24 protein-coding genes and 1 other RNA gene are annotated in these 25,837 nt (G+C 64.5%); 13 read left to right on the top strand and 12 right to left on the bottom strand.

The annotated features are described in order from the left end of the window. Positions 1 to 611: 611 nt before the first annotated feature. Entirely contained in the window at positions 612 to 1,301 is a 690-nt protein-coding gene (locus Y887_RS06305) for a glutathione binding-like protein (RefSeq protein WP_046963575.1), read from the bottom strand. 172 nt (positions 1,302 to 1,473) lie between these two features. Beyond that, a non-coding RNA gene (locus Y887_RS18715) (sX9 sRNA) lies at positions 1,474 to 1,548 on the bottom strand. Between the two features lie 286 nt (positions 1,549 to 1,834). On the opposite strand from Y887_RS18715, the gene Y887_RS06310 reads away from it, so the two are divergent. From Y887_RS06310 to Y887_RS06330, 5 genes are all read left to right on the top strand, one after another. Next, entirely contained in the window at positions 1,835 to 4,849 is a 3,015-nt protein-coding gene (locus tag Y887_RS06310; protein WP_046963576.1) for a TonB-dependent receptor, read from the top strand. A gap of 152 nt (positions 4,850 to 5,001) precedes the next feature. After that, complete coding sequence (locus tag Y887_RS06315) at positions 5,002 to 5,703, top strand: SapC family protein (protein WP_046963531.1); 702 nt, start codon at positions 5,002 to 5,004, stop codon at positions 5,701 to 5,703. Further along, entirely contained in the window at positions 5,693 to 6,706 is a 1,014-nt protein-coding gene (locus Y887_RS06320) for a cupin-like domain-containing protein (RefSeq protein WP_046963532.1), read from the top strand. The genes Y887_RS06315 and Y887_RS06320 overlap by 11 nt, the downstream gene beginning before the upstream one ends. Positions 6,707 to 6,717: 11 nt before the next feature. After that, positions 6,718 to 8,283 carry a tryptophan halogenase family protein gene (locus Y887_RS06325; RefSeq protein WP_046963533.1) on the top strand — a complete coding sequence of 522 codons (1,566 nt, stop codon included), beginning with the start codon at positions 6,718 to 6,720 and terminating at the stop codon, positions 8,281 to 8,283. A gap of 139 nt (positions 8,284 to 8,422) precedes the next feature. Then, the gene (locus Y887_RS06330) at positions 8,423 to 9,430 is read left to right on the top strand and encodes an energy transducer TonB (RefSeq protein ID WP_046963534.1); all 1,008 of its coding nucleotides are present in this window, start codon (positions 8,423 to 8,425) and stop codon (positions 9,428 to 9,430) included. 405 nt (positions 9,431 to 9,835) lie between these two features. Here the strand turns inward: Y887_RS06330 and Y887_RS06335 are convergent, their stop codons facing one another. The 7 genes from Y887_RS06335 to Y887_RS06365 all read right to left on the bottom strand — a co-directional run bounded on the left by Y887_RS06335 (position 9,836) and on the right by Y887_RS06365 (position 16,041). Beyond that, entirely contained in the window at positions 9,836 to 11,029 is a 1,194-nt protein-coding gene (locus tag Y887_RS06335; RefSeq protein WP_046963535.1) for an ABC transporter permease, read from the bottom strand. Continuing rightward, positions 11,026 to 11,772 carry an ABC transporter ATP-binding protein gene (locus tag Y887_RS06340; RefSeq protein ID WP_046963536.1) on the bottom strand — a complete coding sequence of 249 codons (747 nt, stop codon included), beginning with the start codon at positions 11,770 to 11,772 and terminating at the stop codon, positions 11,026 to 11,028. Before Y887_RS06340 ends, Y887_RS06335 begins: the two co-directional genes overlap by 4 nt. A gap of 31 nt (positions 11,773 to 11,803) precedes the next feature. Then, entirely contained in the window at positions 11,804 to 13,366 is a 1,563-nt protein-coding gene (locus Y887_RS06345; protein WP_046963537.1) for an alpha/beta hydrolase, read from the bottom strand. A 55-nt stretch (positions 13,367 to 13,421) separates the two neighbouring features. Further along, complete coding sequence (locus Y887_RS06350; RefSeq protein ID WP_046963538.1) at positions 13,422 to 13,622, bottom strand: helix-turn-helix transcriptional regulator; 201 nt, start codon at positions 13,620 to 13,622, stop codon at positions 13,422 to 13,424. After that, the gene (locus Y887_RS06355) at positions 13,619 to 14,206 is read right to left on the bottom strand and encodes a hypothetical protein (RefSeq protein ID WP_046963539.1); all 588 of its coding nucleotides are present in this window, start codon (positions 14,204 to 14,206) and stop codon (positions 13,619 to 13,621) included. The genes Y887_RS06350 and Y887_RS06355 overlap by 4 nt, the downstream gene beginning before the upstream one ends. Positions 14,207 to 14,801: 595 nt before the next feature. Then, the gene (locus Y887_RS06360) at positions 14,802 to 15,446 is read right to left on the bottom strand and encodes an NADPH-dependent F420 reductase (protein ID WP_046963540.1); all 645 of its coding nucleotides are present in this window, start codon (positions 15,444 to 15,446) and stop codon (positions 14,802 to 14,804) included. 148 nt (positions 15,447 to 15,594) lie between these two features. Further along, a complete protein-coding gene (locus Y887_RS06365) occupies positions 15,595 to 16,041 on the bottom strand; it encodes an Rrf2 family transcriptional regulator (RefSeq protein WP_046963541.1) in 447 nt (148 codons plus the stop codon). A 304-nt stretch (positions 16,042 to 16,345) separates the two neighbouring features. Here Y887_RS06365 and Y887_RS18720 point away from each other — a divergent pair, with 304 nt between their 5' ends. Further along, positions 16,346 to 16,516, top strand: a complete 171-nt coding sequence (locus Y887_RS18720; RefSeq protein ID WP_211256982.1) for a hypothetical protein — start codon at positions 16,346 to 16,348, stop codon at positions 16,514 to 16,516. Here the strand turns inward: Y887_RS18720 and Y887_RS06370 are convergent. Then, a complete protein-coding gene (locus tag Y887_RS06370; protein ID WP_046963542.1) occupies positions 16,501 to 17,460 on the bottom strand; it encodes a LysR family transcriptional regulator in 960 nt (319 codons plus the stop codon). The genes Y887_RS18720 and Y887_RS06370 overlap by 16 nt on opposite strands. Positions 17,461 to 17,538: 78 nt before the next feature. Between Y887_RS06370 and Y887_RS06375 the strand changes: the two genes are divergently transcribed. The 4 genes from Y887_RS06375 to Y887_RS06390 all read left to right on the top strand — a co-directional run bounded on the left by Y887_RS06375 (position 17,539) and on the right by Y887_RS06390 (position 21,616). After that, entirely contained in the window at positions 17,539 to 18,177 is a 639-nt protein-coding gene (locus Y887_RS06375; RefSeq protein ID WP_046963543.1) for a DsbA family protein, read from the top strand. Positions 18,178 to 18,212: 35 nt separating this feature from the next. Then, positions 18,213 to 19,112, top strand: coding sequence for an MBL fold metallo-hydrolase (locus tag Y887_RS06380; RefSeq protein ID WP_084725946.1), 900 nt, complete (start codon positions 18,213 to 18,215; stop codon positions 19,110 to 19,112). Between the two features lie 4 nt (positions 19,113 to 19,116). Beyond that, a complete protein-coding gene (locus tag Y887_RS06385; RefSeq protein ID WP_046963545.1) occupies positions 19,117 to 19,527 on the top strand; it encodes a nuclear transport factor 2 family protein in 411 nt (136 codons plus the stop codon). Between the two features lie 529 nt (positions 19,528 to 20,056). Continuing rightward, positions 20,057 to 21,616, top strand: coding sequence for a GH39 family glycosyl hydrolase (locus tag Y887_RS06390; protein WP_046963546.1), 1,560 nt, complete (start codon positions 20,057 to 20,059; stop codon positions 21,614 to 21,616). Between the two features lie 120 nt (positions 21,617 to 21,736). Here Y887_RS06390 and Y887_RS06395 read toward each other — a convergent pair whose 3' ends face one another. Further along, positions 21,737 to 22,009: a metal/formaldehyde-sensitive transcriptional repressor gene (locus Y887_RS06395; RefSeq protein ID WP_046963547.1), complete on the bottom strand. Its 273-nt coding sequence runs from the start codon at positions 22,007 to 22,009 to the stop codon at positions 21,737 to 21,739. Positions 22,010 to 22,074: 65 nt separating this feature from the next. On the opposite strand from Y887_RS06395, the gene dmeF reads away from it, so the two are divergent. Further along, positions 22,075 to 23,058, top strand: a complete 984-nt coding sequence (gene dmeF, locus Y887_RS06400) for a CDF family Co(II)/Ni(II) efflux transporter DmeF (RefSeq protein ID WP_046963548.1) — start codon at positions 22,075 to 22,077, stop codon at positions 23,056 to 23,058. 80 nt (positions 23,059 to 23,138) lie between these two features. Here dmeF and Y887_RS06405 read toward each other — a convergent pair whose 3' ends face one another. Next, a complete protein-coding gene (locus Y887_RS06405) occupies positions 23,139 to 23,966 on the bottom strand; it encodes a ferredoxin--NADP reductase (protein ID WP_084725947.1) in 828 nt (275 codons plus the stop codon). Positions 23,967 to 24,001: 35 nt separating this feature from the next. Between Y887_RS06405 and Y887_RS06410 the strand changes: the two genes are divergently transcribed. Both Y887_RS06410 and Y887_RS06415 read left to right on the top strand, forming a co-directional pair. After that, positions 24,002 to 24,997, top strand: a complete 996-nt coding sequence (locus tag Y887_RS06410; protein ID WP_046963550.1) for an ABC transporter ATP-binding protein — start codon at positions 24,002 to 24,004, stop codon at positions 24,995 to 24,997. After that, the gene (locus Y887_RS06415; protein WP_181113361.1) at positions 24,994 to 25,806 is read left to right on the top strand and encodes an ABC transporter permease; all 813 of its coding nucleotides are present in this window, start codon (positions 24,994 to 24,996) and stop codon (positions 25,804 to 25,806) included. Before Y887_RS06410 ends, Y887_RS06415 begins: the two co-directional genes overlap by 4 nt. Positions 25,807 to 25,837: the final 31 nt, after the last annotated feature.

The following is a 25,837-nucleotide window of genomic DNA, read 5'->3' on the forward strand; positions in this document are numbered from 1 at the left end:
GATCGCCAAGAGATAAGGGGCTTTAAGCGGCAGCTCGACTGTTTGTCCTTTTGTCCTTCTCCCGCCAGTGGCCTTTTTGTCCTTCTCCCGCAAGGCGGGAGAAGGTGGCGCGCAGCGCCGGATGAGGGGGCGGGCCAAGCCCCGCGCAGGTTGAACGACACGAAAGCTTGGCCTGTACCTTCACGCCAACCCAAACGGCAGTTGGCGTCATCAGTTGATCAAGACAGTTGCTCTCCCGGGGGAGAGGGGCTCGAGGCGCCGGGCTTGGGTCGTGCGCCGTTGATGCACGCGCTTGCCACTGCCAACGCCTGATGCTGCTTGTTGGCGCCATTTGCGTACCCTCACCCCAACCCCTCTCCCGGGGGGAGAGGGGCTTGAGGCTCCGGGCTTGGGTCGTGCGCGGTTGATGCATGCGCTTGCCGCTGCCAACGCCTGATGCTGGTTGCTGTTGCTGTTGCTGTTGCTGTTGCTGCTTGCTGTTGCTGCTTGTCTTTGTTGCTTGCTGATGCGGTTTTGCGGTGGTTCTTGCTGCGCAGTTGCAACAGTCGTCGCTCTCGCCGTATGGCCTGTTGCGCGATGGCCTGTTGCGCGACCGCTGCTGCCGCTTTGCCTCAGCGCTTGCCGAACAGGTGCTTGCGCTCTTCGTCGCTGAGCGGCTTGCCGGCGTTGGGGTTGACCTGCTCCTTGAGCGCATAGGCACGTTGGGTGGCCGGGCGCGCGGCGATGGCGTCGTGCCAGCGCTTCAGGTGCGGGAACTCGGCGTAATCGGGACGGATGTCCGCATAGACTTCGATCCACGGATAGCTGGCCATGTCGGCGATGCCGTAATCCTTGCCGGCCAGGAATGCGTGATCGGCCAGGCGCTTGTCGAGCACGCCATGCAGGCGGCGGACTTCGGCGTTGTAGCGGTCGATTGCGTAGGCGATCTTTTCGGGGGCGTAGACGCTGAAGTGGCCCATCTGACCGGTCATCGGGCCCAGCCCGCCCATCTGCCAGAACAACCATTCCAGTGCGGCGATGCGGCCGCGGGCGTCGCGCGGCAGGAAGCGGCTGGTCTTCTCGGCCAGATAGAGCAGGATCGCGCCGGACTCGAACACGCTTTGCGGCCCGCCGCCATCGGCCGGGGCATGGTCGACGATGGCCGGCATCTTGTTGTTGGGCGAAATCTGCAGGAACGCCGGCTCGAACTGCTCGCCCTTGCCGATGTTGACCGGCTTGAGGGTGTAGTCCAGCCCGGCTTCTTCCAGGAACAAGGTGACTTTGTGGCCGTTGGGCGTGGGCCAGTAGTACAGATCGATCATCGTGCGCTCCAGTTCGAGATAGGGGTGTAACGGCAGCCACAATCAGCTAAGGCCGCCTTCGGCGTGCAGGCAGGTGAGCCGGCAAGGCATCCAACGCACCTGCCAAATCCGCCGGCCTTTCGCGCAATCAAACAGCTGCGCTCGCGACATCAGTGACAACCGATGTAAGAGTGGCTCACAAACGTAACGAGCAAGCGTCAGGTAGGTGCGGACGGCGCGGAGGAGCCGGCGTGTACGCGTGATACATGCCGATTCCAATGTCCGGCCACGCCCGCCTGGCCGCAGCGCAGTCCTTTTGTGAACCGCTCTGAGTGCAGGTTGCCATCAGAGACCGATGGTACGGCCAAGCGATTGCACATGGATGCGCTGCAAACCGCCCACAGTGGAACGATGTGTGACGCCATTGGCTCGCGGCCGATGCTGCACTGCAAATTGACTTCGTTAAGCCGGCGCTAACAAATGCGCGATTGCTGATCGACTTTTTGCCTGTCCCGCTCGGGGCCGGCTTTTCCTTGCTTGGGGATGGAATCATCGTGAGAGAGCTACGCACCCTGCCGCGCACGCGGCGCTTGACGTCTGCCTTGTTGTTCGCATTGTCGACCCCGCTTGCCGCGCAGACCGCGCCTGCGCCGCAGTCGGCCTCGACCGTCCCCGGCTCCAGCCAGGCCGACCCTGCCACGCTCGACACCGTCCAGGTCAGCGGTATCCGCGGCAGCCTCACCTCGTCGATGAACGTCAAGCGCGATGCGCAAGGCATCGTCGACGGCATCGTGGCCGAGGACATCGGCAAGTTCCCCGACACCAACCTGGCCGAGTCGCTGCAGCGCATCAGCGGCGTGTCGATCGACCGCTCGCTGGGCGAAGGCTCGCGCGTCACCGTGCGCGGCGTCGGCCCGGACTTCAACCTGGTGCTGTTGAACGGCCGGCAGATGCCGGGCGCCAGCATCGAAGAATCTAACGCCTCCAACTCGCGTGCGTTCGACTTCGCCAATCTGGCGTCCGAGTCGATCTCCGGGATCGAGGTGTTCAAGACCAGCCGCGCCAGCACGCCCACCGGCGGCATCGGTGCCACCATCAACATCAAGACGGCCCGGCCGCTGGACAACCCGGGCATGCATGCCAACGTGGGCCTCAAGGGCGTGCACGATGCGTCCAACGAGAACCTGCCCGGCCGCCTGCAGGGCGATTCGCTGACGCCGGAAATCTCCGGCATCTTCAGCAACACCTCGGCCGATGGACGCTTTGGCGTGTCGCTGAGCGGCAGCTACCAGGAGCGCGACTTCGGCTACAGCCAGGTCGGCGTGCCCAACGGCTGGCGCTCGTTCCGTGGCGATTCCACCGCCTACGGCACCATTCCGCAGCCGGGTACACCGGGCTCGGAGGACATCGTCAACCGCCCCGGCCCGAACGATATCTACTCGGTGCCGCAGAACCTCAACTACCGCGTGGTCGGCGTCGAACGCCAGCGCACCAACGGCCAGCTGGTACTGCAGTACAAGCCGCTGGACAACATCACCACCACGCTGGATTACACGTATTCGGAAAACAAGATCCAGCAGCAGCGCAACGAAATGTCGGTGTGGTTCAACTACGGCCCGTCGGCCAGCGCCTGGACCAACGGTCCGGTGGCAGGTCCGATCACCTATTCGGAAATCGTCAACCCGGCCACCAGCGATCTGGCCACCGCCGGTTCCAACGCGGCCACGCGCAACCAGAACAAGTCGCTGGGCTTCAACGTGGATTGGGCGGTGAACGACCAGTTCAAGCTCAACTTCGACATCCACCGCTCCACCGCCGAAGCCGGCGCGGACAGCCCGTACGGGTCGAGCAATTCGCTCGGCGTGTCGGGTTTCTACCGCGGCACCTCGGTGGTGGATTTCAGCAAGGATTTCCCGGTATTGCAGCAGCAGCTGGGCTTCGGCCTGAACGGGCTGGACCCCTCGCGCACGCTGGTCACCGGCTCGGCGTTCCGCAACAGCTACATGAAATCCGAGATCGACCAGGCGCAGGTCAACGGCGACTTCACCTTCGAAAATTATTCGCAATTGAAGTTCGGCATCGGCAGCACCGAGGTCAAGAACCGTTCGGCGTTCTCCAACGTGCAGCGCGATACCTGGGGCGGCAACGGCACCGCGGCCGATTATCCGGACGATCTGTGGATTCCCAGTTCGTTTGCGCAGTATTTCGATGCGATCGGCGGCAGCGGCAACCCGGCGCAGTTCAACCAGCTGTTCCTGTTCGACTTCGAGCGCGCACGTCAAGCCGCCGCGCAAGCCGCGGGCGATGACGCGCTGTACCGCATCTCGCCGGTGTTCACCACCGACCGCCGCGTGACCGAAAAATCCAAGAACGCCTATCTGCAGTGGAACAACAGCTGGGACGATCTGCGCGTGCCGATCAGCCTGGCCGCCGGCGTGCGTTACGAAGAAACCAAGGTGGACGCGCAGGCGCTGGTACCGGTGGCGGTCGGCATCGATTGGGTCGCCAACAACGAGTTGCCGATCCGCCTGGCCGACTCGGCGTTCGCCGGCGGCAGCGGCAAGTACGAATACTGGCTGCCCAGCCTGGACCTGAGCTTCAAGCTCACCGAAGACCTGGTGCTGCGCGGCAGCTACGGCGAAACCATCGGCCGTCCCGGCTGGGGCGACATCCAGGGCGGTCAGACGCTCAACCAGATCGCGCGCCTGGAAGGCGGCACCGGCCAGGAAGGCAACCCCGGCTTGAAGCCGCTGCTCTCGCACAACATCGATTTCTCGCTGGAGTGGTACTACAGCGATGCCAGCTACGCTTCGGTGGGCTTCTTCCGCAAGAACATCGACAACTACATCGGCGTGACCACGCGCAACGATACCTCGCTGGGATTGAACACCCCGGTGGGCGGCGCGTACTGGAACGAAGCGCTGGGCAACGGCTGCGCCTCGGCCGACCTGACCTGTATCCGCAACTACATCTTCCGCAACCGCGGCGGCGCGCCGGGCGTGGTGCGCGGGGCCGACGATGCCAACGGCAACGCCACCGGCGTGATCAGCGGGCAGCCGGGCGATCCGGTGGCCAACTTCGCCATCACCGCGCCGGCCAACCAGCGCTCGGCCTCGCTGGACGGTTGGGAATTCAACCTGCAGCACATGTTCGGCGCCAGCGGCTTCGGCGTGTCGGCCAACTACACCAAGGTCGATTCCGGGCTGACCTACAACAACGCGGTGATCGGCGAGCAGTTCGCGCTGGAAGGCCTGAGCGATTCGGCCAACGTGGTGGGCTTCTACGACAAGGACAAGTGGCAGGTGCGTGCGGCCTACAACTGGCGCGACGAGTTCCTGGCCGCGCGTTTCGACGGCAGCGGCCAGCCCAATCCGGTCTACACCGAAGCCTATGGCCAGCTGGATCTGAGCATCGGCTACCAGTGGAACGAGAACCTGTCGCTGAGCCTGGAGGCGATCAACCTCACCGACGAGGTGCAGCGTCAGCATGGCAGGCAGAAGAACCAGATCGTCTATGCCACCCAGACCGGCCCGCGCTACATGCTGGGCCTGCGCTACAAGTTCTGGTGATGTAACCGCGGTACCGAGCGTCCCGGCAGCGCGTCTGCCGGGACGCTTGCACGACCTTCCTGCGACAGGTGCAGCACTGCATCGGCACTTGCCGCGCGAGGGGTAACTGTCCAAGCATGGGCCACGCGCCCCCGCGTGATGTGGCGACCCCCATGACCAATGCTGTGTTGTTGAACAATCTCGATCACCGCGATCTGCGGGTGATCACCGCCCATGGCGCCGCCTACGGCGATGACGTGATGTCGGCGGCGACGTTTCCGCAGGAATTCCGCCAGCTGCAGGGCCAGTACCCGATCGTGTTCCACCGCAGCGACAGCGGGCGGTTTCAGCCGCTGGCCCTGCTGGGATTGCGCCTGGGCGAAAACCTGTTTCTGGAGGGCGCGCGCTGGGATGCGCCGTATGTCCCGCTGGCGATCCAGCGCCAACCGTTCCTGATCGGCCAGCAACCGGAAGGGCCGATGGTGCACGTGGATCTGGACAGCCCGCGCATCAGCACCCAGGAAGGCGAGCTGCTGTTCCGCGAACACGGCGGCACCACCGATTTCCTGTATCACATCAGCCAATTGCTGCGCACGCTGCACGATGGGCTGGCGGCGAGCGATGCCTTCGTCGAGCGCCTGTTGCGCTACGAGTTGCTGGAACCGTTCGTGTTCGAAGCCACGCTCGACAACGGCCTGGACTGCCGGCTGGCCGGGCTGCACACCGTGCACGAAGAACGCCTGCGCGCGCTCGGCAAGACCGCGCTGCTGGACCTGCACCGGCATGGCGATCTGGAGCCGCTGTACATGGCGGTGGCCTCGGTCGCGCAATTCCGCCACCTGCTCGAACGCCTGAATCGCCGCCATGCCCGCTGAGCCGCGCGCCATCGACGAGCGCCACGGCCTGGACCCGCAGCAGCTGGATCCGGCGCTGCTGCGCTCGACCACGCCGCTGGTGTTGCGCGGGCTGGTGCGCGACTGGCCGCTAGCCCGCGCCGGTGCGCACTCCGCGCAGGCGGCCGCTGCCTACCTGCGTGGGTTCGATCGCGGCGAGGCGGTGGTGGCGCAGGTCGGGCCGCCGGAGATCGGCGGGCGGTTCTTCTATAACGCGGACATGAGCGGCTTCAACTTCCGCCCCGAGCGCGTGCCGCTGGTGGTGGTGCTGGACACCTTGTTGCGCGACCTGCACAACGCGCAGCCGCCGGCGATCTATGTCGGCTCCACCACGCTGGACACCTACCTGCCCGGGCTGCGTGCGCACAACCCGATCGCGCTGCCGCAGGCCGAGCCGCTGGCCAGCATCTGGATCGGCAACCGCACCCGCATCGCCGCGCATCAGGATCTGCCGGACAACCTGGCCTGCGTGGTCGCCGGGCGCCGCCGCTTCACGCTGTTTCCGCCCGAGCAGTTGCGCAATTTGTATATCGGCCCGCTGGATCTGACGCCGGCCGGGCAACCGGTCAGCCTGGTGGATATCGCCGCACCGGATCTGCAGCGCTTTCCGCGCTATGCGCAGGCGCTGGAGCATGCGCTGGTGGCCGAGCTGGAACCGGGCGATGCGCTGTTCATTCCCAGCATGTGGTGGCACCACGTCCAGGCGCTGGAGAGCTTCAACGTGCTGGTCAATTTCTGGTGGCGGCAAAGCCCGGCCTACATGGATTCGCCGATGAACGCGCTGATGCTGGCCTTGCTGACCATCCGCGACCTGCCGGCCGGACAACGCGCCACCTGGCAGGAGGTGTTCCGGCATTACGTGTTCGAAGCCGATGCCGACACTGCCGCGCATGTGCCCGACGCAGCGCGCGGTGTGCTGGCCCCGATGGACGACAACCGCGCCCGCAGCCTGCGTGCGCGCCTGCTGCAACGCTTGAACCGCTGAAGGACTGACCCATGTCGCACGCCGCCCCCTTGCCCCCCCAGCAGCGCCCGGTACGGCGCGTGGTCATCGCCGGTGGCGGCACCGCCGGCTGGATGGCTGCCGCGGCCTTGTCCAAGCTGCTGGGCCGGCAATTGCAGATCACCCTGGTGGAGTCGGACGAGATCGGCACGGTGGGCGTGGGCGAAGCCACCATCCCCAGCCTGGTCACCTTCCACCGGCTGCTGGAGATCGACGAGGCGACCTTCATGGCCGCCACCCAGGCCACCTTCAAGCTCGGCATCGGCTTTGAGCATTGGCGCGATGTGGACAGGCACTACATCCACTCCTTCGGTCACACCGGCACCGATCACTGGAGCGCGGGGTTTCATCATTTCTGGTTGAAGGGCCGCCAGCGCGGGGTGGCATGCGATTTCGGCGACTACTGCCTGGAACTGCGCGCCGCCCAGGAAGGACGCTTTGCGCACCTGCCCAACGGCGGCATGAATTACGCCTACCACCTGGATGCGGGACTGTATGCGCGCTTCCTGCGCCGCTTCAGCGAAGGCTTTGGCGTCAAGCGTCTCGAAGGGCGCATCGGCCAGGTCCAGACCGACCCGGACAGCGGTTATCTCACTGCGCTGACGCTGCAGGACGGCACCAACGTGGAAGGCGACCTGTTCATCGATTGCACCGGCTTTGCCGGACTGTTGATCGGCAAGACGCTGGGCGTGGGAAGCGAGGATTGGTCGCGCTGGCTGTTTGCCGACAGCGCACTGGCGGTGCAGACCGAATCGGTGGGCCCGCCGGTGACCTATACGCGGGCACGTGCCGACCAGTCGGGCTGGATGTGGCGTATTCCGCTGCAGCACCGCGTGGGCAACGGCATCGTGTATTCCAGCCGTTATACCGATCAGGACAGTGCCCGGGCGGTGCTGGAGCGCAACCTGCAGGGGCGCGCGCTGACCGAACCGCGGGCGCTGCGCTTCACGCCCAATCAGCGCCACCGCGTGTGGGAAAAGAACTGCGTGGCGTTGGGGCTGGCCAGCGGGTTTCTGGAGCCGATCGAGTCGACCAATATCCACCTGATCCAGCGCGGCATCGTCCGCTTGCTGCAGACCTTCCCGCAGGTGATCAACGCGGCCGACATCGCCGAATACAACCGCCAGGCGGCCGATGAGATCGCGCATATCCGCGATTTCGTGATCCTGCATTACCACGCCACCGATCGTCGCGACACGCCGTTCTGGCGCGACTGCGCGGCGATGGAGATTCCCGACTCGCTGCGTCACCGCATGGAGTTGTTCCGCCAGAGCGGACGCGTGTTCCACCAGGGCAACGAGTTGTTTGCGGAGAACTCCTGGGTGCAGGTGATGCTGGGCCAGGGCATCACCCCGCAGCAGCACCACCCGGTCGCCGACCTGATGGGCGATGCGGAGCTGTCCCATTTTCTGCAGGGCATCCGCCAGCGCGTGGACGCGACCGTGGCCACGTTGCCGCCGCATGCGGACTTCCTGCGTCGCCACTGCCCGGCCCCGCCGCTGCCCGACCCGGCCCCGCACATGCGCTCCGATGCGGCGCTGGCGGCCCCGGCGGGATAAATTTCGCATCCGGCTGCGGCAACCCTTGGCTTACACCGCCCCAGCAATGCTAGATTGCGGCATTGCCGTCCATTGCGGGAACAATGGCCGGCGCTCGCCGCAGCAACGTTATCTTTCGCACTCGGGGTAAGGGGGACGCATGTTGGATCTGACACAGGGCCGTATGGCACGCCGGATCGCGCCGGTCATTCTGCTGGTTGGCTTGGCTGCCTGCTCCAAGCAGGAAGACAAGGCCGCCACCACCACGCCTGCCACCGGCGCCACGCCGTCGGCGGCGGCACCGACGCCCGCCACCGCGGTGTCGCCGCAGGTGCAGTCGATGGCCGCCGACCAGTTGCGCGCATCGGCCACCAAGGCGCTGCAGGACAACCGCATGTACGCCCCGGCCGGCGACAACGCGGTGGAGTACTACCTGGCCCTGCGCGAGAAGCAGCCGCAGGACGCCACCGTCAACAGCGCGCTGACCGATCTGCTGCCGTACACGCTGATCGCCGCCGAACAAGGCATCAGCCGCGAAGAATTTCCAGAGGCGCAGCGCCTGATCGCACTGATCGAAAAGGTCGATCCCAAGGCACCGGCACTGCCGCGTCTGAAGTCGGGCCTGGAGACGGGCATGAAGACCGCCGCCAACCGCTCCGAGCAGGACGCCGAGCAGGCCAAGAAGCTGGTCGAGGACAAGGCCAAGCAAGCCGCCGAGCAGAAGCGTCTGGCCGAACAGCAGACCCGCGAAGCCGCCGCTGCCCAGCAGATTGCCGCCCAGCAGGAAGCCGCCCGCCAGCAGACCGCCGAAGCCGAGCGCCAGGCCGCTGCCCGCCGCCAGGCCGAGGCCCCTGCCCCGACCCCGGCCGCACCACGCCCGGCACCGGCCGCCGCCGCCGCGGCGCCCGCGGCGCAATCGCTGCGCCCGATCAGCACCCCAGCACCGCGCTATCCACCCGAAGCGCTGCGCGCCGGCACCTCCGGCGAAGTGCTGGTCGAGCTCACGGTCGGTACCGACGGCTCGATCACCGCCTCCCGCGTGCTGCGCGCCAACCCGCCGCGCGTGTTCGACCGCGAAGCGCTCAATGCCGTCAAGCGCTGGCGCTTCGAGCCGGTTGCCGCACCGGTCACCACCCGTCGCACACTGTCGTTCAATCCGGGCGGTTGAGTGGTGGTTGGGTAGCTGCGTGTTTTGCGTGCAGCTGAGTGAGTCCGCTGGTCGATGGCTGATGGCTGATGGCTGCTGCTGATTGATGCACTGCACTCCCGGCAACTGTCGGGCGCCCAACAAAAAGCCCGCAGCGATGCGGGCTTTTTGTTGACTAGTCATCCGTACCCTCATCCGCCCTTCGGACACCTTCTCCCGAGGGGGAAGGATTAAAGCCCCTCTCCCCTCGGGAGAGGGGTTGGGGTGAGGGTACGGCGGCAAAGTGGACGTCACGCACTGCAGAGACAAAAGCAACATTCAATTATTACGACCACTCGATTGCGACCACTCGGCAGTTCATTCTCACGGACTGCGCGTACCCTCATCCGGCGCTGCGCGCCACCTTCTCCCGGTGGGAGAAGGGACTCACCCGGAAATCGCCAACCGCTCTTGGTGATAACGACGCACTGCCGCATACCACAGCACTGCAGCCACCCCGAAGCCGGCCAGCAGATACACCGCCCAGGTCTGCGCGGTGATGGTTTCGTGGCGAATCACCTTCAGCAGCATCTGGTTCTGCGCCAGGAACGGCACCGCGAAGTGCCATAGCTGGGTCTTCAGCGGGTACGCCATCAAGGCATAGCCAGGCAGCATCGGCAGCAGCAGCAACCAGGTCATGTGCGCCTGCGCTTCCTTCATGCTTTTGGCCGCAGCGGCCAGATAGGTCAGCAGCGAGGTGCCGACAAACAGCATCGGCACCAGGATGAACAGCATCTGCAGCATCGGGACGAAGCCCACGTTGAGCTGGCGCCCCAGGTTGGACGTGGACAGCTGCGCACTCAATTTGAAGGCCAGCAAGGTCAGCAACAACGACACCATGCCGATCACGCAGGCGGCGACGATCTTGCCGCTGACAATCGCACTGCGTGGCGCCGGCGTTGCCAGCAACGGCTCGAGCGACTGGCGCTCACGCTCGCCGGCGGTGGCATCCAGGATCAACGACGCACCGCCCAGGAACGAGGTGATCACCAGCAGCACGGGCAACAGCATCGCCATCATCTGGCCGCGCTTGGCCTCGGCAGTGGCCATGTCCTGCGCGGCGATTTCCAGCGGCCGACCCACCTGCGCATCGATGCCACGCGCCAACAGACGCAACGCACCGACCTGCTGGCTGTAGCCGCTCAGCGCTGCCTGCAGGCGCATGCTGGGCACGTCGGCCTCGCGGCGGGTGCTGTCCTTGATGATTTCCACCAGCGCCGGACGGCCTTCGCGCCAATCGTCGGCATAGCTGTCGCTGATGCGCAGCGCCACGTCCACATCCTGGTTGCGGATCGCCGTGGTCAGATCGGCCGGCGCGTCCACGGCGTTGAGTCCCTGCGCGGCCAGAAACCGCACCAGGTTGGGGGCGTGTTCGCGGCCGAGTGTGGGGATGTCCAGCGGCTTGTCGATCTGCGTACGCACGCGGCTTTCGCTCAGCGCGCCCATGCCCAGGATCAGGATCGGATACAGCAATGGCGAGAGCAGCAACGCCAATGCCAGGGTGCGGCGGTCGCGCGAGATGTCGCGCAGTTCCTTGCGCAGCACCGTCCACAACGTGGCCAACAGGGAGCGCTTGCTCATGCGTGCAGTCCTTCTTCCGAGCCGATCGCCTTGACGAAGGCGTCTTCCAGGTTGTCTTCACCGGTGGCGGCGCGCAGTTCGTCGGCGCTACCGGATGCCACCACCGTGCCCTTGGCGATGATGACGATGCGGTCGCACAGTGCCGCCACCTCTTGCATGATGTGACTGGAAAAGATCACGCAGCGCCCTTCCGCGCGCAGCTGCTGCAGAAAGCCGCGCATCGCGCGCGTGGTCATCACGTCCAGGCCGTTGGTGGGCTCGTCCAGAATCACGTTGCGCGGGTCGTGCACCAGCGCACGTGCAATCGCGGTCTTGGTGCGCTGCCCCTGGCTGAACCCCTCGGTCTGGCGGTCGAGAATGTCGTCCATGTCCAGTGCGCTGGACAACACCCGCGTGCGCTCGGCGATCTGGCCGCGCGACATGCCGTGCAACTCGCCGAAGTAGGCGATGTTCTCGCGTGCGCTCAACCGCTTGTACACACCGCGTGCATCCGGCAAGACGCCGAGTGCACGGCGTACCGTGACCGGATCGTGCGCGGCGTCCACGCCATCCACGGAGACGCGCCCCTGGTCCGGCAACATCAAGGTGTAGAGCATGCGCAAGGTGGTGGTCTTGCCCGCGCCGTTGGGACCAAGCAGCCCGGTGATCTGGCCGTCCGCAGCGCTGAAACTGACCCCATCGACCGCCTTCACCAGCCCGGTCTTGGTCTTGAACGACTTGTGCAGATTCTCGACGACGATCATGCGTGCGCCTCCGTGGCGTGGTCGATGCGGCTCATGGTTCCCATCCGTTGAACGAGGTGAACGCGGGCACGTTGTTGAGATCGGCAACGCACTGCGTATCCAGCGCACCGGCGTCGGCGGTTTCCATGAACTGCGCCATCAGCTTGGGCATGCAGCCCAGTGCCATGACGCTGTGTCCCTGGCCGGGTGCAACCAGATGCCGCCCGTTTGGCAGACCCTTGAGCACGGTGTCGGCGTAGCGCGGTGGCGTGACCGGATCCAGCTGACCGGACAGCAGCAGCGCCGGAACCTGGGAACGTAGTGGCGCGGTGAAATCGGCGGCGCGCTTGCCGGTCGGCCATACCGGGCACGCGGCAAAAACGCTTTGGGGAACATCCTCGCCCAGCAGCAATGCCTGATGCTCGGGCGCTGGGTGATAACGGTCGGCATCTTCGGCACACACCACCGACCATTGCATGGGCTGATTGATCTGCATGTCCATGTGCGACAACGCCATCAACGGCGCGTAGCGACCGGCGGCGGCTTCGTCCAGTACCAGCGGGAGCAACGCAGCGCTCTGCGGTGCGTAGGAGAACGTAAAGGCCAGACCGATCACCGCGTCGGCGGTCACCCGATCGTGCTTGATGGCATTGGTGCGCAGATCGCGGTACTCCACTTCCGGCGATTCAACCTTCAGGCGATCCATAATGCCGCGCAGCTGCGTGCGCACATCGGTTGGAAAACGCGCGCGACAGGCGGGGATGGCACGGCATTGCTCCGATTGCAGAATCAATGCGTCTTCGAAGGTGCGCGCGAATTCACCACTGATCACCAGATCGCTAGGCGCAACACCATCGAGCACGATGGCCCGCGTCTGCGCGGGATAGCGTTTGGCATAGTGCTGCGCCACGCGCGTACCGTAGGACACGCCGACCAGATCGATACGTGGCACACCCAACGCAGCCCTGACAGCATCTAGATCGCCGATGGCTTCGGCCGTGGTGTAGTAACGCGGGTCGGCATGGCTCTGCAAACCTTCGGCACATTGGCGCGCGTAGGCGGTCAGTTCCTCAGGACTGGACGCCATGCCAGCCTGCAAAGGCTTGCCATCGGCTGTCTCGCACCGCAGGGGGTGAGATCCCCCGGTGCCGCGTTGATCGACCAGAAAAATGTCGCGGTTCTTGCGCACTTCGCGTAACGCAGCCGCTGCGATGGCGGCAGCCTGCGTCGCCGATTGCCCCGGACCGCCAGCGATGAAGAACACCGGATCCGGTTTGCTGCCCGCACCGGCGTCGCTTTCCAGCCAGGCGATCTTCAATGCGATCTGCCGCCCCTTCGGCGCGGCCGGATTTTCGGCCACTTGCAACTGCGCGCATTGCGCTTCGATGTTGCCCGCCGCGCTGCCGGAGCTCAGCGTGCACGGTGCAAATTGCAGGCTGCCATAACGATTGCCGGCCGCAGTGCCCTCATGCGTGTCTGTCGTATGCGGCTGTGCCACACCCGGCGTGGATGCGCCGGCATTGCCGGCCGCAGGCTGCTCTGTGCGCTGGCATCCTGCCGCCAGCAGCGCAGCCAGCACGGCGGCGGCCACATTCAGTTGTTTCAGCATGTCCATCCTCTCCTGGTGCCCATTCCCTGACGTTGCCGGCGGTCGCGTGTGACCGCCGCAACTACTGACCATCTTCGTAAAGAAACACCTGCTCGATCGGCTCGCCGAACAGACGTGCGATACGAAACGCCAACGGCAGGCTGGGATCGTATTTGCCGGTCTCCAACGCATTGACGGTTTGCCGCGACACGCCCAGCTGCTCGGCCAACTCGCCTTGCGACCAGCCGCTGGCTTCGCGCAAGGCACGGACACGACTGTTCATTGATAGCGGCGTGCATTGATGGCCTTGGTCAGGCCATAGGTGATGCACAGCACCGGAAACACCCAGATCATCGCCGCCGATGCCGGTACCGCAATCAGCTGCGCCGATTCCAGGAAGCCGGCGGTCATGTACGCCATGCTCACCAGACCCGCAGCAATGGCGATCGATTCCAGCTCGATACGACGCTGCATTTCATCCGAATCGCGCACAAAACGCGCCACGGCGCGGACCACGAACATCAGCAGCAGTGCAGGCAGCAGCGCGACCAGGACCCGGATCCAGTTGGCGTGCACGCTGGCCAGCAAATACCGCCAGCACAGCATGACCACCACGTAGGCCAGCATCGGCGGCGCAAGCTCCATGTGGTAACGGCGGACCAACGCAGGCGGTGCACTGTCGCGCAGGCTATCGCCTGCGACGTGCAGCACCAGCGCCACCAGCAGACCACCCACGCCGCAGCCGATCAGCAGCCCCTGGGTGTAGTCGCTTACCTGCCACGGAAGCCAGCGCCGCAAGGCGCCCAGCAATATGAGGACAACACTGCCGACCGGCAGTACGCGCAATGCCGCTGTCCTGGCGCTCATCGTGCATCCGCCGGCAGCGTGGATGGCTGCGCGTGGATCACTGCGCACTGCACGGCAGCACAAGCGGATTCCTCAAGCGTCGCAGCACGGCAAGACGCTGCCTGCACCGGCGACATGTTTGCGCTGTTGTTCACCGCACACCCCGTGTCAAGTTCCCTTGACATGCAGAGTGCGCGCAGATCTGCGGCGTGTCAAGCGTCCTTTACAACGTTCCGGGGGCGGATGGATGCAGTGATCCACCACCTCTACGGAGATCTGCCGGACACCCAAGCGGTGGCGCGGTACGGATAAGACGCGTGTGTGCAGCACACGTCCTGCGGCCCGTCCATGTACCGCCTGCAGGTTGCCACTGCTGTACCAGGAAGGTGTCGATTGCGTGCGCATCGCGTGCTGGCAACGCGCTATTGGCCAAATCGTTGGCGAACGCGGTCTGAGCCATTGGAATGAGCGACGTGCAGCATCCCGCATCGCGGCAAGCGACAAACTGCAGGCGATGGGACATTGGGGGGAAATGCAGGTTTTGCGGACATGCAAAGCAGCCCGGACGAATGGAACAAGCATCCCATTCGTCCGAACCGAACCTTGCGCCATGCGATCAAAGCTTCACGAAGTTCTGTGCAGACAGCGAGCCGAAAGGCAGCGATGCAAGCGGGCCGCCCACATCCAGCGATCCGAGGTCGACCGGCGCAAAGCCCATCGCGTCGATGAGCGCGTGGACCTCGGTCTTGGCGGCAGCGTCATCACCGGAATAGAACAGCACCCGCTTGCCACCGGCGACTTGGGGTTCGGCCAGGACATTGACGTCGAGGTGATTGAATGCCTTGACCACCCTCGCCCCTGGCACGAACTGCTTGAATACCTCGCTCGAGTGCTTGCCCGCCAGATCCACGGCCTTGATGCCGTAGGCCGCCAATGGATTGCTCGGGTCGTTGGCGTCCGGAGAAGCGGGATCGATGAACTCCACCGGGTTGGTACCATCGATCACGATGCGTCCATTCCACGCCGGCAGGGCGCGCATGACGTTTTCGGCGTCGACCCAGCGCACCGCCGCAATCACGATGTCGGCGCTCGCCGCTTCGGCAGCGGTGACCGCAGTAATCGAGGGGCCGAGCTCATCGACCAGCGCCGCGAGCGAAGCCGGTCCGCGGCTGTTCGCAATCGAGGCTGCAATCCCTTTCTTGGCGAGTGCACGTGCGACGTTGGCGCCAAGCGCGCCAGAACCAATAATGCCGATGCTCATGATCTATATCCTGTTGACGTGATTGAAGTGAGGGGTTGTAGAAGTGAGTGAGGTTGCCAGCACCCCAAACTCCTGGCAGCTCTGATGTCGCGTTGCTTCGGTGAAATGCATATGTGTCGTCGACCTATCGACATTTAAGGCCAAACAATTACCAAACCAGGGGAATCGAGAAGTTTCCCAGCCGAGCCACGTCGCGGGCCACGTCTGCGATGGTGGTTTTTCCAAGCTCGCCTTCCAGTGCTTTGCGAGCTCGGGTCAATGTCGGTTCAAGCGCGGCCAGGATGTTGCCCCCCACCGCACAGTTCTCGCAGGGCGGCGTCCGATGGACCGAAAACAGCTCCGTGTCCTCCACAGCCGCATAGACGTCCAACAGTTTGATCTGTTTCGCCGGCTTGGCCAGCATCGCGCCACCACCGGCGCCAAGTTGCGAGCGCGTCAACCCTGCCTCGCTGAGGCGTGACAGCAGCCCACGGATGACCACCGCACCGGTATTGGCCGAATACGCCAGATCGTCCGAACGCATCGGCGTGCCGTCGCCCACTGCAAGCGCAGTGAGGATGTGGGTGGCGACGGCGAAGCGGCTGCTGGTGGGCATGTCCTGGAGTCGATATAGTGAATGTGTGTAACACACACTAATACACTTTTTTGGAGGTGTCCAGCTTTTTTGTTTCCGCTCCTCCGGCCGCCATTCGACGCACCGATCGCCCACGCTCCGCTATTGCGCGGGGTCCGTTGCGACCTGCCGACCCCTGGCGCAATGCTTCAGAGGCTCAATCATCCAGCGACCTGCAGGCCCCGGTGGGAACTCAGGCGATAGATCGCCGAGATGGGCATCTGATGCCCTCCGACCGGCGTGGCCTCGCCCTGGCGGCGCCTTTCTCATCGGCGACCCGCAGACGATGCGCGAGAAGATTCTCGCTGCAAACGCGGTGCTCGGTGGCATTGCGCGCCTTACCGTCCAGATGAGCTCGGCCATGCTGCAGACGGAGGCAATGCAACGTTCGATCGTGTTGCTGGGCACCGGGGTGGCGCCTGCCGTCAAGGCCGTCCTTGCTCAACCGCGGATGTAGGCGTATGTGGCTTGTCGCAAGGCTTCTCGCTCGATGAGCAAGTCCACGAATGCGCGCACCTTGGACGGGCGATACCGCGCCGCAGGAAATACCGCATGGATGCCTCCGGAAGGCAGGCACCAATGCGGAAGCACCTCAATCAGACGCCCTGCGGCGAGGTCGTTGGCGACCACATAGTCGGGAAGCACGGAGAGCCCGGCGCCCTGACACACCGCTTCGCGCACAGCCATCGTGGCATCGAGAAAAATGGATGCCTGCACGTGCACCGTCTGGGCGTGCTGCTGGTCCGACGCGAAGGTCCAGCGCAAATGATCATGCAACGCAGTGTTGGCGACGAAGCGTAACGCGATGATGTCGGCCGGGCTCTGGAGCGTTGCAAGCTCTGCTGCCATGGATGAGGAGGCGACAAGCAGCTGGCGGAAGGAGCCGATTTTTCGCGCTTGTTCGCTTGTTTCGGCCAGCCATCCGACACGGATGGCAACCTCGATATTCCTGGACATCAGATCCAGCGTCTGGTCGCTGAGCACGGCATCTACCTTGCACGCGGGGTAGCGCCTGGTGAATGCAGCGATCGCAGGCACGACCACTCCCACGCCATAGTCGAACGGTGCGGTAAGCCGCAACACGCCCGATGGCTCGGCAGATCGGTCGGCCAGGCCGTCAAACGCGTGCTCTGCCTGGCGCAGGATCAATGCACAGCGCTCGTAGAACTCCTGCCCCACCTCGGTGGCTTGCACTTTCCGCGTGGTACGCACCAGTAGAGAGGTTCGAAACTCGTGTTCCAGTCGGGCGACCTGTTGGCTCACGACCGCCTTGGTGATGCCCAGGCGCTCGGCCGCCACAGTGAACGAGCCGGTTTCCACCACGGCGACGAAGTAAGCCAGACGGCGAAGATTGCCGAGGTCGCCTGGCCTGTCTCCCGATTGATTGAATGCCTTTAACATACGACGTATTTACTATGTATGTATCTATCGATCAATCACCGATCTCTAGGATGTGCCTGACAGTCACAAGGAATGCCCATGAACACCACCTTGCATTATCTGTTCGACCCGTTATGCGGCTGGTGCTATGGCGCAGCGGCGACCATGTCCGCGCTGGCCGCCGAGCCCGGCATCGCGATCGAACTTCAGCCTTCCGGCTTGTTCGCCGGTACGGGTGCGCGGGCGATGGACGAGCAATTCGCCAGCTTTGCCTGGGCCAACGATCAACGCATTGCACAGCTGACCGGGCAGCGCTTCACCGAGCGTTATCGCCAGGAGGTTCTCGGCGATCGCCAGCAGTGCTTCGACAGTGGTGCAGCCACATTGGCGCTGACCGCTGTGTCCCTGGTAGCACCGGCACGGCAACTGAAGACGCTGACGGCCATTCAGCAGGCCCGCTACGTGGCTGGAAAGGACGTGACCACCACCGCCGGGCTGGTCAGGCTTCTGGAAGAACTGCACCTTGCGGACGCCGCCACGCGGCTGGCGCAGGCGGATGCACAGCTTCTGTCCGCGAATCGAACGCGCATTGAAGGTACGCAAGCGCTGATGCGTGAGTTCGGCGCCCAGGGCGTACCGACGTTCATCGCTGAATCCGGCGGGAAGCGATGGCTGATAGACGCACATGCCGCCTACACCGATCCAGGTGCATTCAAACGTCAACTTCAGGCCGCTTGAACACAACGCTTCATCTCTCCTCACAGGAACGGATCATGACGACACGCAGAGAAGTCATCAAAACCATTGCCGTGGCAGGTATCGCCTGCGCTGTCCCCTCAGTCAACAGCGCCATGGCCGCACAGGCGCCCTTGAAACTGCAGCACTTTCCCGCCGGGGAGAACGGGTTTTTCCGTGCCCCGGTCCTGATCTCCGGCAAGCGCGAAGCCGTGCTGGTCGATGGCGGCTTCACGCTCCCCGATGGCAAGGCGCTGGTTGATGCAATCAAGGCCGGCGGCAAGACGCTGACCACGATTTACGTCAGCCAAAGCGACCCGGACTATTACTTCAGCCTGGGCCCGATCAAGGCAGCATTTCCCGATGCGCGCATCATCGCGGCATCTGCCACCGTCGCGGCCATCAAGGCCAGCGTCGAGAAGAAGCTTGCGACCTGGGGGCCCCAGCTCAAGGACAACGGGCCGCAGACACTTGCAGACATCGTGATGCCGGACGCATTCGACGGCAAAGCGCTCTCGCTGGAAGGCCAATCCATCGCCATCGTCGATGCAGACGGCCTGGCCAACCGCCGTTACCTCGCGCTCAAATCGCTGGATGCGATCTTCGGTGGCGTGCTGGTGTTCTCTGGGGTGCATGTATGGACAGCCGACACACCGAGTGCCCAGGGCCGTCTGGCCTGGATCAAGACACTCGATGCGATGGCGGCCCGCAAACCGGCGGTGGTGATTCCTGGACATATGGCACCGGGCGCGGCGACCGACGCCTCGGCGATCCGCTACACGCGCGACTACCTGTTGGCATTCGAGGAAGAGCTGGGCAAGGCATCCGATAGCGCCGCGCTCATCGAGGCCATGACCAAGCGCTATCCGGGAGCCGGCATGGGCACGGCACTGCAGATCGGTGCCAAGGTCGCCAAGGGCGAGATGAAGTGGGGTTGATCCGATGAAGACCAATCTGGACATCATCCGGGCAACCTATGAAGGGTCTTCGGAAGACAACGGCAAGCACCTGTCCGCCGCGTTAGCGCCTGACGCCACCTGGACAGAGGCGGCAGGCTTCCCTTACGCAGGGACCTATACCGGTCCCGCAGACGTCTTCAAGCATGTTTTTCATCGGCTCGCGACCGAGTGGGTGGGCTACAAGGCCGAGGTCCACACGTACTTGGCCGACAGGGACCATGTCGCAGCGTTTGGGGTGTATTCCGGCACCTACGCCAAGACCGGAAAGTTCATGCGCGCAACCTTCGCGCATCTGTATCGGCTCAAGGACGGCAAGATCCAGAGCATGGAGCAGTATGTCGATAGCCTGATGGTTCATCACGCGATCGCGGGGGTCGAAGGACAGCAGGCTTAGTGCGCCATCTGCGGGCGTGTTGATGCGGGCAGTGGTCCTGACGATGTGTCGCATCGTCAGGACCATGTCCGAAAGAACAAGGCCGCGCGCAGCTGCGTCCGACGCAGCCAGAACGCATTGGTCAGGTGCTTCTCACCGGGGATGGCGATGCTGTATCGCCGGGGTGCTTACCGCTGTAGCGGAAATCGATCAGCTACGACAGGACTGCGGCAGTGGTCGCGCCACATTGCGCTCGCGCTGCCAAGCATTGTTTGCTGCAAACAGCGCCGGAACACCGTGCACTCACGCACAGGCGCACCACGCTGCCACTGCCAGCGCAGCCCCCTGCTTGCCTCATGCAACCGATGCGACCGCGAGCGAACGCGACTGCGCGCCTGCTTGCGCACGGGGCCTCCAGCTAATAGCGATGGTTAGCCCGCGCATTCCGTTATTCTTGAGTTCCCGGCGACGACCGCCCGCACACCGCCTACGCGCAGTTCTTGCGTACGCACCTAGTGCATGGGTCGTTGCACACACATCAGGAGAGACGATGCGGTTACGCACCTTGCTTGCGATGACACTGGCGTGCAGCACCGGGTTGCCGGCACTGGCGCAGGCCGCCGCACCACGGGACATTGCAGTGGATCTTTCTACCGCCGGCAAGCCGGTGGATCGTTTCGCCACGCTGTCGGTCGGCTCGGATTTTCCGGGCACGCTGATCCGCGCCGATACGCAGGCGCATCTGGTGCCTGCCGTGCAGGAATTGGGATTTCGCTATCTCCGCTTCCACGACGTCTTCCACGATGCGCTTGGCACCGTCAAGGAAGTGGACGGCAAACTGGTCTACGACTGGACCAAGCTGGACCAGTTGTACGACGCACTGCTGGCCAAGCGCATCCGTCCGTTCGTCGAGCTGGGCTTTACTCCTGGTGCGATGAAGACCTCCGAGCAGACGCTGTTCTACTGGAAGGGCAACACCTCGCATCCGGATCCGGCCAAGTGGACGCAGTTGATCGATGCGTATGTGCGGCACATCCGTGACCGCTACGGTGCCGATGAAGTACGGCAGTGGTATTTCGAGGTGTGGAACGAGCCGAACCTGAAGGACTTCTGGGAAAACGCCGACCAGCAGGCCTATTTCGATCTGTATGCCACTACTGCGCGCACGATCAAGGCGATCGATCCGCAGCTGCGCGTCGGCGGCCCGTCCACCGCCGGTGCGGACTGGGTGCCGGAGCTGCTGGCCTTCGTTGCCAAGAACACATTGCCGATCGATTTCGTCACCACCCATACCTATGGTGTGGAGGGCGGTTTTCTCGATGAAGACGGCAAGCAGGACGTCAAACTGTCCGCATCGCCGGATGCCATCGTCGGCGATGTGCGCCGTGTGCGCGCGCAGATCCAGGCCTCGCCGTTTCCGGAGCTGCCGCTGTATTTCACCGAGTGGAGCAGCAGCTACACGCCGCGCGACTTCGTCCACGACAGCTACATCAGCGCGCCCTACATCCTGACCAAGCTCAAGCAGGTGCAAGGCCTGGTGCAGGGCATGAGTTACTGGACCTATACCGATCTGTTCGAAGAACCCGGCCCGCCGCCGACGCCGTTCCATGGCGGTTTCGGGCTGATGAATCGCGAAGGCATCCGCAAGCCGGCGTGGTTTGCCTACCAGTATTTGAATGCGCTGCAGGGCCGCGAGATTCCGCTGGCCGACGCGCATGCACTTGCGGCGGTGGATGGCAAGCGCATCGCCACGCTGGTGTGGGATTGGCAGCAGCCGGTGCAGGCGGTGAGCAATACGCCGTTCTATACCAAGCTGGTCGCCGCCACCGACAGCGCGCCGTTGCATCTGCGCATGACCCAGGTACCTGCGGGCAACTACACCTTGCAGGTGCGCAAGACCGGCTACCGGCGCAACGACCCGCTGTCGCTGTACATCGACATGGGCCTGCCCAAGGCATTGAACCGGACACAGCTGACCCAGCTGCAGCAGGCCACGCGCGATACGCCCGAGCAGGACAAACGCATCCGCGTCGGCGCCGATGGCCTGGTGGAGGTCAATGTGCCGATGCGTAGCAACGATGTGGTGCTGGTGACCTTGCAGCCGCGCTGAGCGATGCGCAATCGAGGCTGTCAGCCACGCCATCGCTGTGGCTGGCAGCGCAGCGATGGATGCTGGCAGTGGCGCCAGTGTGCAGGCAATCGGTGGCGCGCCATCACGCCAGCGGCGAGGTCACTTCAGATAGGTCTTGAGGAGGGCGGCGACATCGTCGACCGCCAGCTCCCTGTCGCCCAGCACGTCCGGCGCGGCCACGTGATGCCGCAGGTGCTCGCTGAGCAGCTCGACCATCAGCCCTTGCGCCGCACCACGGAAAGCAGCGACCTGGGTCAACAGCGCGGTGCAGTCCACGTCCTGCGCCAAGGCTTTCTCCAGCCCTTCCACCTGGCCGCGGATCCTGCGCACGCGCGCCAGCAGCCTGGATTTGTCGTGGTTCAGATGTGACATTGCGCTATACCCCATGGGGGTATCTCAGATACCCTACGGGGGTATCGTAGCCAGAGCTCCCACCGATGTCGATCACGCACACCGCGCCCCACTGCGCGCAGTCGCACCGCTTTGCCGGCACCAACCCGTTGGCAGAGCGCAGCACCCGCAAGGCGGTGATCCTGACCGTGGCCATGATGGTGGTGGAAATCGTCGGCGGCTGGACGCTCAACTCCATGGCCCTGCTCGCCGATGGCTGGCATATGAGCTCGCACGCGCTTGCGCTGGGATTGGCGTTGTTCGCCTACCGCTTTGCGCGACGCCATGCCGGCGACGTACGTTTTACCTTCGGCACCTGGAAGGTCGAGGTGCTGGGGGGCTATACCAGCGCGATGCTGTTGCTGGGCGTCGCCGGCCTGATGGCCTTCCAGTCGGTGGAACGACTGTTTTCGCCCAAGCCCATTCACTATCAGGAAGCCACGGTCATTGCGGTCGTCGGCCTGCTGGTGAATCTGATCTGTGCGTGGTGGTTGCGCGACTCGCATGGGCATCATCACGGTCATGGTCATGGTCATGGTCATGGTCATGGTCATGGTGAGCATGATCATGCCCACCACCACGGTCACGCCGATCTCAATCTGCGCGCGGCGTATCTGCACGTGGTGGCCGATGCCGCCACCTCGGTGCTGGCGATCGTGGCCCTGGTCGCGGGCATGCATTGGGGCGTGAGGTGGCTGGACCCGATCATGGGAATCGTCGGCGCGGTGCTGGTCACCGTGTGGGCGTGGGGGCTGCTGCGCAGCACCGGCGGCGTGCTGCTGGATGCGGAGATGGACGCGCCGGTGGTGGCCGAAGTGAAACAGGTCATCGCCGAGCTCCCACATGCGATCGACATCGCCGACCTGCATGTCTGGCGGGTCGGAAGCGATCGCTACGCCTGTATTGTCAGCCTGCTGACCGCTGCCGACATCGATGCCGATACGGTGCGCAACGCCTTGCAGATCCACGAAGAACTGGTGCACATCACCGTCGAGCTGCAGCGCCCTGCGCTGCACGCAGCGCAGGCATAGACACCGCGTGTGCGCTACCGCATGCATGTTGCATGCGGCGCAGTTGCTGAGGGTATCGCTGCGCCGCCCGGTCTGGGTGCTCAGGCCTTCGGCGGCGTGGGGCTGACGTATTTCTCGCGACGGATCTGCGCATTCGTCAGGCCGGCAGTCTTCAGCGCCTCGACGCAGGTGTCCACCATGTCCGGGTTACCGCACAGGTAGGCGATATCGGTCTGCGCATCGGGCGCGACTTCGGGCAGATGCTGCTGCACATAACCATGCCGGACATCGGCATGCGGCGCGGCAGGCAGCTCGCGCGACAGGCACGGCACGTAGCGGAACTGCGGATGCGCATCGGCAAACGCGCGGAAGTCGTCGCCGTACAACAGCTCGGCCGGTGTGCGTGCGCCCTGCAGCAACAGCACCTGCACGCCGCGGGTGGCGATCGCCTCGGCCAGCAGCGGCAGCATCGCGCGGTACGGGGTGACGCCGGTGCCGGTGGCGATCAACACATAACGCGGGTTGGCATCGCCCGGCGGCAGGCAGAAACGGCCGTAGGGGCCGCTTGCCTGCAGCTGGTCGCCGATCTGCAGGCCTTCGAACAAGGCCGTGGCCGAGCCACCGGGCACGAAACTCACCGCGATCTCCACCGCCTCGCCCGGTCCCAGCGCATGATCGTGAATGGTCGCCAGCGAATAGCTACGCTTGGTCGGGGTGCCATCGGCGCCGTTGAAGTGGATCTGGATGAACTGCCCGGGCTGGAAATCCAGCGGCTGCCCGTCATCTCGCACGAACTGACAGTGGGCCACGGTGGGCGCAATCATGCGCCGGTCGACAAGCTTGAGGGGGAATTGAACGGGCACGAACGTATTTGGGACAGTCTGTGATCGGGGCGAACCCCCACGGGCTTCTATAATAACGGGCTGCAACTCGCTGCGCCGGCCCCCTGGCGCGAAGGACCATCTTGAATTCACCCTCTCCCAGTGCGCCCGCCCTGCGCGTGTGCGATCTGCGCAAGACCTACGACAACGGCACCCAGGCGCTCAAGGGCGTCTCGCTGGATGTGGCGCCGGGCGATTTCTTCGCCCTGCTCGGCCCCAATGGTGCTGGCAAATCCACCCTGATCGGCATCATCAGCTCGCTGGTGAACCTCTCCGGCGGGCAGGTGGAGGTGTTCGGCACCGATCTGGTCGCCCATCGCAGCGAAGCGATGCGACTGATCGGCCTGGTGCCGCAGGAAATCAACTTCAACCTGTTCGAAAAGCCCTTCGACATCCTGGTCAACTACGCCGGTTTCTACGGCATGCCGCGCAGCGAGGCCGAGGCGCTGGCCGAAGTGGAACTGCGCCGCGCGCATCTGTGGGAAAAGGCCCAGGTGATGAGCCGCACGCTGTCCGGCGGCATGAAGCGGCGGTTGATGATCGCCCGCGCCATGATGACCCAGCCGCGCCTGCTGATCCTGGACGAGCCCCCCGCCGGCGTGGACATCGAGATCCGCCGCGACATGTGGCGCGTGCTCAAGGACATCAACGCCGCCGGCACCACCATCATCCTGACCACGCATTACCTGGAAGAAGCCGAGCACCTGTGCCGCAACCTGGCCATCATCAACCACGGCCAGATCGTCACCCAGGGGCCGATGCGCGAATTGCTGGCCAAGCTCGACGTGGAAGGTTTCCTGTTCGACATCGACGGTGACCTGCCCGCCCAGCTGCCGGCGATCGAAGGCACCACGCTGACCGCCATCGACGGCCACACGCTGGATCTGGACATGCCGCGCGCGATGGACCTCAACCGCGTGTTCGCCGCGCTGGGCGATGCCGGCATCCGGGTGCGCTCGATGCGCACCAAGAGCAACCGGCTGGAAGAATTGTTCGTTCGTCTGACCGGGCCCGGCGAAACCCTCGCCGACCCGGCCCCTGCTGCAGCGGCGCCCGTGCGCCCGGCGGGTCACCCATGAGTCCTTCGGAGCCGTCGATGTCCGTCACCCCCGCCACACCCCGCCAGCGCAACTGGATTGCGCTGGGCACCATCGTGCGCCGCGAAGTGCAGCGCATCCTGCGCATCTGGGGCCAGACCCTGGTGCCGCCGGCCATCACCATGACGCTGTACTTCTTGATCTTCGGCGGGCTGATCGGCTCGCGCGTGGGCGACATGGGCGGCTACTCGTACATGCAGTTCATCGTGCCGGGCCTGGTGATGATGAGCGTGATCCAGAACAGTTACGGCAACATCTCCTCCAGCTTCTTCGGCGCCAAGTTCGGCCGGCATGTGGAAGAGCTGCTGGTCAGCCCGATGCCCAACTGGGTGATCCTGTGGGGCTACGTCTCCGGCGCGGTGCTGCGCGGGGTGATGGTCGGCGCGTTGGTGCTGATCATCGCGATGTTCTTCACCCCGGTACGCATCCCGCATCCGCTGGTCACCCTGACCACCGTGCTGCTGGGCGCAACCATCTTTTCGCTGGCCGGCTTCGTCAACGCGGTGTACGCCAAGAAGTTCGACGACGTGGCGATCGTGCCGACCTTCATCCTGACCCCGCTGACCTACCTGGGCGGCGTGTTCTATTCGGTGAAATTGCTGCCGCCGTGGGCCGAAGCGGCCACCCATGCCAACCCGATCTTCTACATGGTCAACGCGTTCCGCTACGGCCTGCTCGGCAGCTCGGACGTGCCGATCTGGGTGGCCTATGCGCTGATGCTGGGCTTTGTCGCCGTGCTCAGCGCGCTGGCGCTGTGGCTGCTGCGGCGCGGTGTCGGGCTGCGTAGCTGACGCCGGGCGCGGATTTCATTGGGAACGCCGG

The sequence above is a fragment of the Xanthomonas pisi DSM 18956 genome (assembly GCF_001010415.1).
GTDB classification, from domain to species: Bacteria; Pseudomonadota; Gammaproteobacteria; order Xanthomonadales; family Xanthomonadaceae; genus Xanthomonas; species Xanthomonas pisi.

Coding starts and splice junctions, on each gene's coding strand:
- Y887_RS06305 (WP_046963575.1), bottom strand. CDS start 1,301: ATGATCGATCTGTACTACTGGCCCACGCCCAACGGCCACAAAGTCACC.
- Y887_RS06315 (WP_046963531.1), top strand. CDS start 5,002: ATGACCAATGCTGTGTTGTTGAACAATCTCGATCACCGCGATCTGCGG.
- Y887_RS06320 (WP_046963532.1), top strand. CDS start 5,693: ATGCCCGCTGAGCCGCGCGCCATCGACGAGCGCCACGGCCTGGACCCG.
- Y887_RS06325 (WP_046963533.1), top strand. CDS start 6,718: ATGTCGCACGCCGCCCCCTTGCCCCCCCAGCAGCGCCCGGTACGGCGC.
- Y887_RS06330 (WP_046963534.1), top strand. CDS start 8,423: ATGTTGGATCTGACACAGGGCCGTATGGCACGCCGGATCGCGCCGGTC.
- Y887_RS06335 (WP_046963535.1), bottom strand. CDS start 11,029: ATGAGCAAGCGCTCCCTGTTGGCCACGTTGTGGACGGTGCTGCGCAAG.
- Y887_RS06340 (WP_046963536.1), bottom strand. CDS start 11,772: ATGATCGTCGTCGAGAATCTGCACAAGTCGTTCAAGACCAAGACCGGG.
- Y887_RS06345 (WP_046963537.1), bottom strand. CDS start 13,366: ATGGACATGCTGAAACAACTGAATGTGGCCGCCGCCGTGCTGGCTGCG.
- Y887_RS06350 (WP_046963538.1), bottom strand. CDS start 13,622: ATGAACAGTCGTGTCCGTGCCTTGCGCGAAGCCAGCGGCTGGTCGCAA.
- Y887_RS06355 (WP_046963539.1), bottom strand. CDS start 14,206: ATGAGCGCCAGGACAGCGGCATTGCGCGTACTGCCGGTCGGCAGTGTT.
- Y887_RS06360 (WP_046963540.1), bottom strand. CDS start 15,446: ATGAGCATCGGCATTATTGGTTCTGGCGCGCTTGGCGCCAACGTCGCA.
- Y887_RS06365 (WP_046963541.1), bottom strand. CDS start 16,041: ATGCCCACCAGCAGCCGCTTCGCCGTCGCCACCCACATCCTCACTGCG.
- Y887_RS18720 (WP_211256982.1), top strand. CDS start 16,346: ATGCGCGAGAAGATTCTCGCTGCAAACGCGGTGCTCGGTGGCATTGCG.
- Y887_RS06370 (WP_046963542.1), bottom strand. CDS start 17,460: ATGTTAAAGGCATTCAATCAATCGGGAGACAGGCCAGGCGACCTCGGC.
- Y887_RS06375 (WP_046963543.1), top strand. CDS start 17,539: ATGAACACCACCTTGCATTATCTGTTCGACCCGTTATGCGGCTGGTGC.
- Y887_RS06380 (WP_084725946.1), top strand. CDS start 18,213: ATGACGACACGCAGAGAAGTCATCAAAACCATTGCCGTGGCAGGTATC.
- Y887_RS06385 (WP_046963545.1), top strand. CDS start 19,117: ATGAAGACCAATCTGGACATCATCCGGGCAACCTATGAAGGGTCTTCG.
- Y887_RS06390 (WP_046963546.1), top strand. CDS start 20,057: ATGCGGTTACGCACCTTGCTTGCGATGACACTGGCGTGCAGCACCGGG.
- Y887_RS06395 (WP_046963547.1), bottom strand. CDS start 22,009: ATGTCACATCTGAACCACGACAAATCCAGGCTGCTGGCGCGCGTGCGC.
- dmeF (WP_046963548.1), top strand. CDS start 22,075: ATGTCGATCACGCACACCGCGCCCCACTGCGCGCAGTCGCACCGCTTT.
- Y887_RS06415 (WP_181113361.1), top strand. CDS start 24,994: ATGAGTCCTTCGGAGCCGTCGATGTCCGTCACCCCCGCCACACCCCGC.